Genomic DNA, 7,470 nt, shown 5'->3' with positions numbered 1-7,470 from the left:
TTCAGAACGAAAACTGGTTCAACACATCCGGCATACCCTTGGCCAAGTCCTCAGCCTCGCGGCTGGCCAGAGTAGCGGCGTCCCACAGCTCGAAGTGCGCGCCCAGACCGAGCAGCATCACATCGCGCGTCATACCGGAAGCGTTGCGCAGTTCAGGAGCGATAAGGACCCGGCCGGAGCCATCCAGTTCGACGTCCTGAGCGTTGCCCAGCAACAGCCGCTGCAACGCACGAGCCGTCATGGGAAAAGCGGCGATTTGTTCGCGCTTCTTTTCCCACTCCGGCCGCGGGTACACCAGCAAGCAGCCGTCAGGGTGGCGCGTCAGGGTCAGCCGACCATCGGCCTGCGACATCAGCGCGTCACGATGCCGAGTCGGAATCGAGATCCGTCCCTTGGCATCCAGCGTGAGCGCGCTGCTTCCCTGAAACACCACTTTTACCCCACTTAATTGCACAATTTCCTACTATTTCCCACTCTACGGTATGGCACAGGGGCGGTCAAGCGCGTGGTTGCAATTTTTTCAATCACAACAAGGACTTAGATCAATATGTAAATCCGCAAAAAGAAAAACCTCCTAATAAATCAGGAGGTTGCGGCACACTCTACAAGTCCTTCTTCAGAAGTAGCGCCTAAGGATGACTTTGCATTGTTTTACGTGAGGCCGTATCGCCCGTAGTGACGAGGCTTCCCGCCGACCTTGCCGCGATAGGCTGCGAAAAAATTGGGGAAGCAGAGGCGCCGGACGCGGCCAAGGCCAGCCGGGCTCCCGGCCCGGCTAACTCGCGCGTGGAAAATTCGATGCAAGACGGGTCTATAGGCCGGATTCTGTACACCAGGTTGCCCTGGCGGACGATCATTCCTCTGCGCGGATCATTGCTGAGCCGCTCTAGCCACCTACCCGCATGCTTGGACGGAGCCGCCCTTCGCGACCCGAGGGCCGCACGCATGCCTATTTGATGTTGCTCCGGATAGAGGTTGCCGCGTTTCACCCTGCGACGCCGCCCTTCGTTGCCGAAGGGCGCGATACGGAGATGGCCGTACCTGTGCGTGCCATGCACGCCCGCTTCCCAGTCTCGTCTCTGTGGCCCTATTCCTCAGCCGCGCCCGAAGACGCAACCGGACGGCCGTTAGCCGTTACCCTGCCCTATGGAGTCCGGACCTTCCTCGATGGATTCGCATCCACCGCGATCGCCCGACCCGCCTTGCGGTTCGTATTCTATTACAGGTCACTGCTCTGTCCCCGTGGCGCGCGCCAGAAGTGTCGTCAAACAGCTTTACGGGGTTTCGGCGACAATACGCGCTGATCCGCTTAGACGCCGCACACACGAACTCCTACATGGCCCTCGCAACTCTCATCACCCTTACCGACATCCAGCTGGCCTACGGCCACCACCCACTGCTGGACCACGCCGATTTCGCCATCCAGGCCGGCGAACGTATCGGCCTTATTGGCCGCAACGGCGCCGGCAAGTCATCGCTGCTGAGACTGCTCGATGGCCGCACCCTGCCCGACGACGGCGACATCGCCCGCAACTCAGGACTGCGTGTCGCCACGGTCGAACAAGAGCCCGAACTGGACGAAAATGCCACGGTGTTCGATGTGGTCTGCAATGTGGAAGGCGACCACGAAGACTGGCAGCGCCCCTCCCGCGTGCGCTCCATGCTGGAAAAGCTGGGCCTGCCCGCGGATGCGCAGATCGCTGGCTTGTCGGGCGGCACCCGCAAGCGCGTCGCCTTGGCGCGCGCCCTGGTCGAAGAGCCCGATCTGCTATTGCTGGACGAGCCCACCAACCATCTCGACTTCGATGGCATCGCCTGGCTGGAAGACATGCTGCGCAGCTGGCGCGGCGCCGCGGTCATCATCACCCACGACCGCCGCTTCCTTGATGCCGTCACGACCCGCATTGTCGAACTCGACCGCGGCCGCCTGCTGAGCTTTCCCGGCAACTTCTCGCAATGGCAAGAGCGCAAGGCGCAATGGCTGGAGTCCGAGCGCCTGGAACAGGCTCGCTTTGACAAGCTGCTGGCGCAAGAAGAAGTCTGGATCCGCAAGGGCGTCGAAGCCCGCCGCACCCGCAACGAGGGCCGCGTGCGCCGCCTGGAAAGCCTGCGTGTCCAGCGCGCCGAACGCCGCGAACGGATCGGCGATGTGTCCTTGGCATTGGCCGAAGGTCAACGGTCCGGCAAGCTCGTGGCCGAACTCGAACACGTCGGCAAGACCTTCGGCGACAAGGTCGTGGTGGACGACTACACCACCACCATCCTGCGCGGTGACCGCATCGGCATCATCGGCCCCAATGGCGCGGGCAAGACCACCTTGCTCAAGCTGATTCTGGGCGAAATGCAGCCGGACACCGGCACCACGCGCCTGGGCACCAACGTGGCCGTTGCGTACTTCGACCAGATGCGTGCGCAGCTGGACGAAAACGCCTCGCTGGTCGACATCATCAGCCCGGGAAGCGAATGGGTTGAAATCGGCGGCACGCGCAAGCACGTCATGACCTACCTGGGCGACTTCCTGTTTTCGCCCGCTCGCGCCGGCTCGCCGGTGCGCAGCTTGTCCGGCGGCGAACGCGCCCGCTTGCTGCTGGCCCGCCTATTCGCGCGCCCCGCCAACGTACTGGTCCTGGACGAGCCCACCAACGACCTGGACATCGAAACCCTGGAACTGCTTGAAGAGTTGCTGCAGGAATACGCCGGCACCGTGCTGCTTGTCAGCCACGACCGCGCGTTCCTGAACAACGTCGTCACCCAGACCATTGCCTACGAGGGCAACGGACACTGGCGCGACTATGTCGGCGGCTACGACGAATGGGTCGCCCAACGCCCGGCGCCGGCAGCTCCGGCCGAGGACGCCGACGTTGCCGCCAAGCCAGCCGACGACAGCGCCGCGCGCGCCAAGGCTGCCCGCCCCAAGCCGGCCAAGGCCACCAAGATAAACGCCTGGGACTTGCGCGAACTTGAAGGCCTGCCAGACGCCATCGCCGCGCTCGAAGCGCAGCAGGCGGAACTCGCAGGCAAGCTGGCCGACGGCAGCCTGTACCGCGACGCCCCTGCGGAAGTCGAACGCATCAACGGTGAACTCGCCAAGCTGGAAAGCGAGTTGGAAGAGAAGTTTGCACGCTGGGAATTGCTGGAAGCACGCCGCGACGGCACGCTTTGAAGCCGTCGTCTATGTAGGACGCCTGTGTAGGTTGTCATGTAGGTCGTCTATGTGGGTCGTCTATATATATAGACGCTTTGCGACATAGCAAAAAATTCGGGGTGGACCGCATCTTGCCGTCCACCCCGTTTTTCATTGTCGACCGCGCATTTTCAGCGCAAGCCCGGTGCTCAGCAATGAGCGCGCCAGGCCAATGCTTCGCCGGCCGCCAGCGGAACCAGGGTCGTGTTGCCGAATGCCAGCTCGTCGGGCACTTGGTAAGTCTCGCGCACGAGCGTCAACGTGCCGGTGTTGCGCGGCAGGTCGTAGAAGTCCGGGCCATGGAAGCTGGCGAAGCCTTCCAGCTTGTCCAGCTTGCCAACGGCGTCGAACGCAGTCGCGTAGAGCTCCATCGCGTGCAGCGCTGTGTAGCAACCCGCACAGCCGCAAGCATGCTCTTTCAGGCCACGCGCGTGCGGTGCGCTGTCGGTGCCCAGGAAAAAGCGCGGGCTGCCACTGGTGGCCGCCTCGACCAAAGCCAGGCGATGCGTCTCACGCTTGAGGATCGGCAGGCAGTACATATGCGGACGCACGCCGCCCTGGAAAATGGCGTTGCGGTTGTACAGCAGATGCTGCGGCGTGATCGTCGCGGCGATCGGCCCTTCGGCGTCACGCACATACTCCGCGCCTTCCTTCGTGGTGATGTGCTCGAACACCACCTTCAGCGCCGGGAATGCGCGGCGCAACGGCTTCATGACGCGTTCAACGAAAATCGCTTCACGGTCGAACACATCAATCGCCGGGTCCGTCACTTCGCCGTGCACCAACAAAGGCATGCCGCACTTCTCCAGCGCTTCGAGCGCCTTCGTGCACTTGCCCAGCAAGTCGGTCACGCCAGCGTCCGAGTTGGTGGTGGCGCCCGCCGGGTACAGCTTCACGGCATAGACCTGGCCGGACTCGTGCGCGCGGAAGATTTCTTCGGCGGACGTGTTGTCGGTCAGATAGAGCGTCATCAGCGGCGTGAAACCATCCGGGTTTCCTCCTGCCTTGCGCAGCGCCTCCAGGATGCGGCCGCGATACGCCAACGCCTGCTCGGTGGTCGTCACCGGCGGCTTCAGGTTCGGCATGATGATGGCGCGTGCGAATTGACGCGCGGTATCCGCCACCACGGCTTCCAGTGCAGCGCCATCGCGCAAGTGCAGGTGCCAGTCGTCGGGGCGGGTGATGGTGAGCTGAGTCGTGTTTTGAGTAGACATGAAAGGCTTCTTAATCTGCCAGCGGCATGCCCCGTTCTGCCAGCGCGCAGAACATCGCGCTGCCCAGGGGAATGACCGCATCGTTGAAATCAAAATGCGAGTTGTGCAGCACGCAGCCGGACTCGGCGCCGCCCTGGCCCAGCCGGAAGTACGCGCCGGGCTTGCTCTGCAACATGAAGGAAAAATCTTCGGAACCCATCGAGGGTACCAAGTCACGTACCACGTTTTCCTTGCCGATCATCTCGGTGGCGATATCGGCCACCAGATTCGCGTGCTGCGGCGTGTTCAAGGTCGCAGGATAGATGCGTTCGTAAATGAGTTCGGCCGTGCCGCCGAAGGCGCTGGCGATGGCAGTGACCAACTCGCGCATGCGCGTCTCGACCATCTCCTGCACGGATTTTCGGAACGTGCGCACCGTGCCAACCAGCTTGGCTTCGCGCGGGATCACACTCATCGCACCCGGATGGCCCGCCTGCATGGACCCGATCGACACCACAGCCGAATCCAGCGGGTTCACATTGCGCGACACGATGGTCTGCAACGCGGTGATGATCTGCCCGGCAATCGTCACCGGATCAATCGTCTGATACGGATGTGCGCCATGGCCGCCCCGGCCCGTAATCTGAATTTCGAAGCGGTCTGCTGCCGCCATCATCGGCCCGGGATTGATGCCGATGGTGCCGGGCCGGAGTCCCGGCCAGTTGTGCAAGGCATAGATCGCATCACACGGAAAGGTGTCGAATAAGCCATCCTCGAGCATGGCACGTGCGCCGCCACGCCCTTCTTCCGCTGGCTGAAAAATCAGCACGGCCGTACCGTCGAAATTGCGCGTCTGCGCCAGGTACTTTGCCGCGCCGATCAACACTGCTGTGTGGCCATCATGACCGCAACCGTGCATCAAGCCCGGCTTGGTGGACTTGTGGCCAAAGTCGTTGTCCTCCGTCATGGGCAACGCATCCATGTCGGCGCGCAGGCCGATCATGCGTCCGCTGTCGCAACGCTTGCCACGGATAACGCCCACCACACCGGTCTTTCCGATGCCACGGTGCACTTCAATCCCCAGCGCCTCAAGCGCGCCGGCCACGATCCCGGAGGTACGGACTTCTTCGAAGCCCAGCTCAGGGTGTGCATGCAAATCGCGCCGCAGCGCTGTCAACTCGTCATGAAAAAGCCGAATTGATTCCAACGGAGATCGTGCGTACATAGGAGGTTACAGAATGACGTGATAGAGGGGACGGTGCGCCCATTTTAGTTGCTACAGAGGATAAATGCCTTTGTCTTTACGAGAGAGACACGTTATGCTCCGGCCGCAGGACAATTTTTCCAACAGCCAGAGAAGGAGCGCCGCATTATGGCCACAACCTCCAAACCCGCGACCGCGCGCAAGCCGAACGCTGCATTCATGAAGCCCCTGACCCCCAGCGCCGAATTGGCCGCTGTCATCGGCTCGGAAGCCGTGCCGCGTACCGAGGTCACCAAGAAGATCTGGGAATACATCAAGAAGCACAACCTGCAAGATGCCAGCAACAAGCGCAACATCAACGCCGATGCCAAGCTGCTTCCGATCTTTGGCAAGGATCAGGTCACGATGTTCGAACTGACCAAACTGGTCAACGCACATCTGAAGTAAGCAGGCAAAGGGCGTACCCCGTACGTCCCTGCCTACTGAATTGTCGCGACGCCCTGGCTCACCGCCGGGCTAGCCCAACCCTCTTCGCGCAAGCGCTATTTTTCAGCGCAACCCTTCGCGCAAACCGGTCCTCCATGTTCTTTGGAGACGGCAAATTCCCGCATGATATCCATTCGATCAACTTCCATGATCGGCAAGCTGAGTGCGTCTTTTCAAGCCGCCTTTTCAAGCTGCCTTTCAAGCGGTTCGTGGCTACAGCCTGCGAAAGGCAACCGCCCTCCACTTGTGGCGCATGCACCCCGTATGCACGAGCGCTCGCAAGGCTCATAGAAGAGGCGCCAGCCGCACGCATGGACGTATCCCGAGCCCTACCCCACGGATGAGCGGCAAGGTCGGCAGGGCATGCCTGATACGCGCCGCACAGCAAACGCTTACGCATCAGTGAATGCCCGACGCGCAGACATGAAAAGGCCGGCGATATGCCGGCCTTTTTAACGTGCTGTACAGGTCAAGCGTACGTGGTTGGTGCACTGCCTTCCAGCAACGCCAGCCAACCTTTGATCAGCCGGTACAACACCCACACTACCGTCGCGATCAATCCGATCCAGCCGATGAAGATATACACCGCGATGCCGCTGATGGCGAGCCACAACATCGCCCACCAGAACGTGCGCAACATCCAGTCGAAGTGGGCGGCATATACCGTGCCGGCCGCATCGGAGCGCTTCAGGTACATCAGCACAACCGCAGCCAGCGTCGCAATGCCCAGAATTCCGCTCGTCAGGAAGCCCAAGGCGAACAAGCCATAAGCCACGTGGGTCAGCGTGCGCAGGTCTAACGTCGTACCGGGCACAGGGGTCTGGGGATCACTCACGATAACGCTCCAACGAATTGACTCGGTCAATCTTACCGCACAAACTCCGCCCGCCCACGGACGTTGTTATTTGTGCACATTCAACATTGGCGCGGCTCACAGCCTGATTGCCGAAGGTTGACGCACGAATTTTTGCGCCGAATTTCATGCGGCAAAGGCACAAAAACAAAGCCCCGCCGGGAACCGGCGGGGCTTTGCGAGATAAGAGCTTGACGATGACCTACTTTCACAGACGTCCGTCCACTATCATCGGCGCGAAGGCGTTTCACTGTCCTGTTCGGGATGGGAAGGAGTGGTACCACCTTGCTATGGTCGTCAAGCGTAACTGCTTGAGGGGTTGCCTGACTCATCAACCGCTCGAATTCTGGGTACTGCTTCAGCACTGCAACGAACACCCAACTACTCAAGTGATATCAGGTATCACCTAATATCACGAACACCTTGGGTTCTCACTATAAAAGACAAAACCCCACAGGGTTACCTGTGGGGTTTTGCGGAATAAAAGCCTGACGATGACCTACTTTCACAGACGTCCGTCCACTATCATCGGCGCGAAGGCGTTTCACTG

Annotated in this window: 6 protein-coding genes, 1 rRNA gene and 1 other RNA gene; 2 read left to right on the top strand and 6 right to left on the bottom strand. The window is 61.0% G+C overall.

Annotated elements, in window-relative coordinates:
• Position 1: 1 nt before the first annotated feature.
• Together mraZ and rnpB are read right to left on the bottom strand one after the other, a co-directional pair.
• The gene (gene mraZ / locus HV765_RS29740) at positions 2–430 is read right to left on the bottom strand and encodes a division/cell wall cluster transcriptional repressor MraZ (protein ID WP_006226256.1); all 429 of its coding nucleotides are present in this window, start codon (positions 428–430) and stop codon (positions 2–4) included.
• A 368-nt stretch (positions 431–798) separates the two neighbouring features.
• Positions 799–1,204: RNase P RNA component class A (gene rnpB / locus HV765_RS29735), an RNA gene on the bottom strand.
• Positions 1,205–1,336: 132 nt separating this feature from the next.
• Between rnpB and HV765_RS29730 the strand changes: the two genes are divergently transcribed.
• Positions 1,337–3,163 (top strand): ATP-binding cassette domain-containing protein, encoded by a 1,827-nt coding sequence (locus HV765_RS29730; protein ID WP_054420431.1) that lies wholly within the window; start codon positions 1,337–1,339, stop codon positions 3,161–3,163.
• Between the two features lie 170 nt (positions 3,164–3,333).
• On the opposite strand, the gene pyrC is transcribed toward HV765_RS29730, so the two are convergent.
• Both pyrC and HV765_RS29720 read right to left on the bottom strand, forming a co-directional pair.
• On the bottom strand, positions 3,334–4,398 hold the full coding sequence (pyrC, locus tag HV765_RS29725; protein WP_420840197.1) for a dihydroorotase: 1,065 nt from the start codon (positions 4,396–4,398) through the stop codon (positions 3,334–3,336).
• Between the two features lie 10 nt (positions 4,399–4,408).
• Positions 4,409–5,602, bottom strand: coding sequence for a M20 aminoacylase family protein (locus tag HV765_RS29720; protein WP_006226253.1), 1,194 nt, complete (start codon positions 5,600–5,602; stop codon positions 4,409–4,411).
• A 147-nt stretch (positions 5,603–5,749) separates the two neighbouring features.
• Between HV765_RS29720 and HV765_RS29715 the strand changes: the two genes are divergently transcribed.
• The gene (locus HV765_RS29715) at positions 5,750–6,028 is read left to right on the top strand and encodes an SWIB/MDM2 domain-containing protein (protein ID WP_008160134.1); all 279 of its coding nucleotides are present in this window, start codon (positions 5,750–5,752) and stop codon (positions 6,026–6,028) included.
• A 508-nt stretch (positions 6,029–6,536) separates the two neighbouring features.
• On the opposite strand, the gene HV765_RS29710 is transcribed toward HV765_RS29715, so the two are convergent.
• Positions 6,537–6,902, bottom strand: coding sequence for a DUF4870 family protein (locus HV765_RS29710; protein ID WP_054420429.1), 366 nt, complete (start codon positions 6,900–6,902; stop codon positions 6,537–6,539).
• Positions 6,903–7,109: 207 nt separating this feature from the next.
• Positions 7,110–7,222: ribosomal RNA gene (rrf, locus tag HV765_RS29705) — 5S ribosomal RNA — on the bottom strand.
• Between the last annotated feature and the right edge of the window lie 248 nt (positions 7,223–7,470).

This window comes from Achromobacter kerstersii, assembly GCF_902859595.1.
Classification (GTDB): domain Bacteria; phylum Pseudomonadota; class Gammaproteobacteria; order Burkholderiales; family Burkholderiaceae_B; genus Achromobacter; species Achromobacter kerstersii.
Note: the sequence above shows the minus strand (reverse complement) of the source record. Positions and strands in the feature narration are given on the sequence as shown.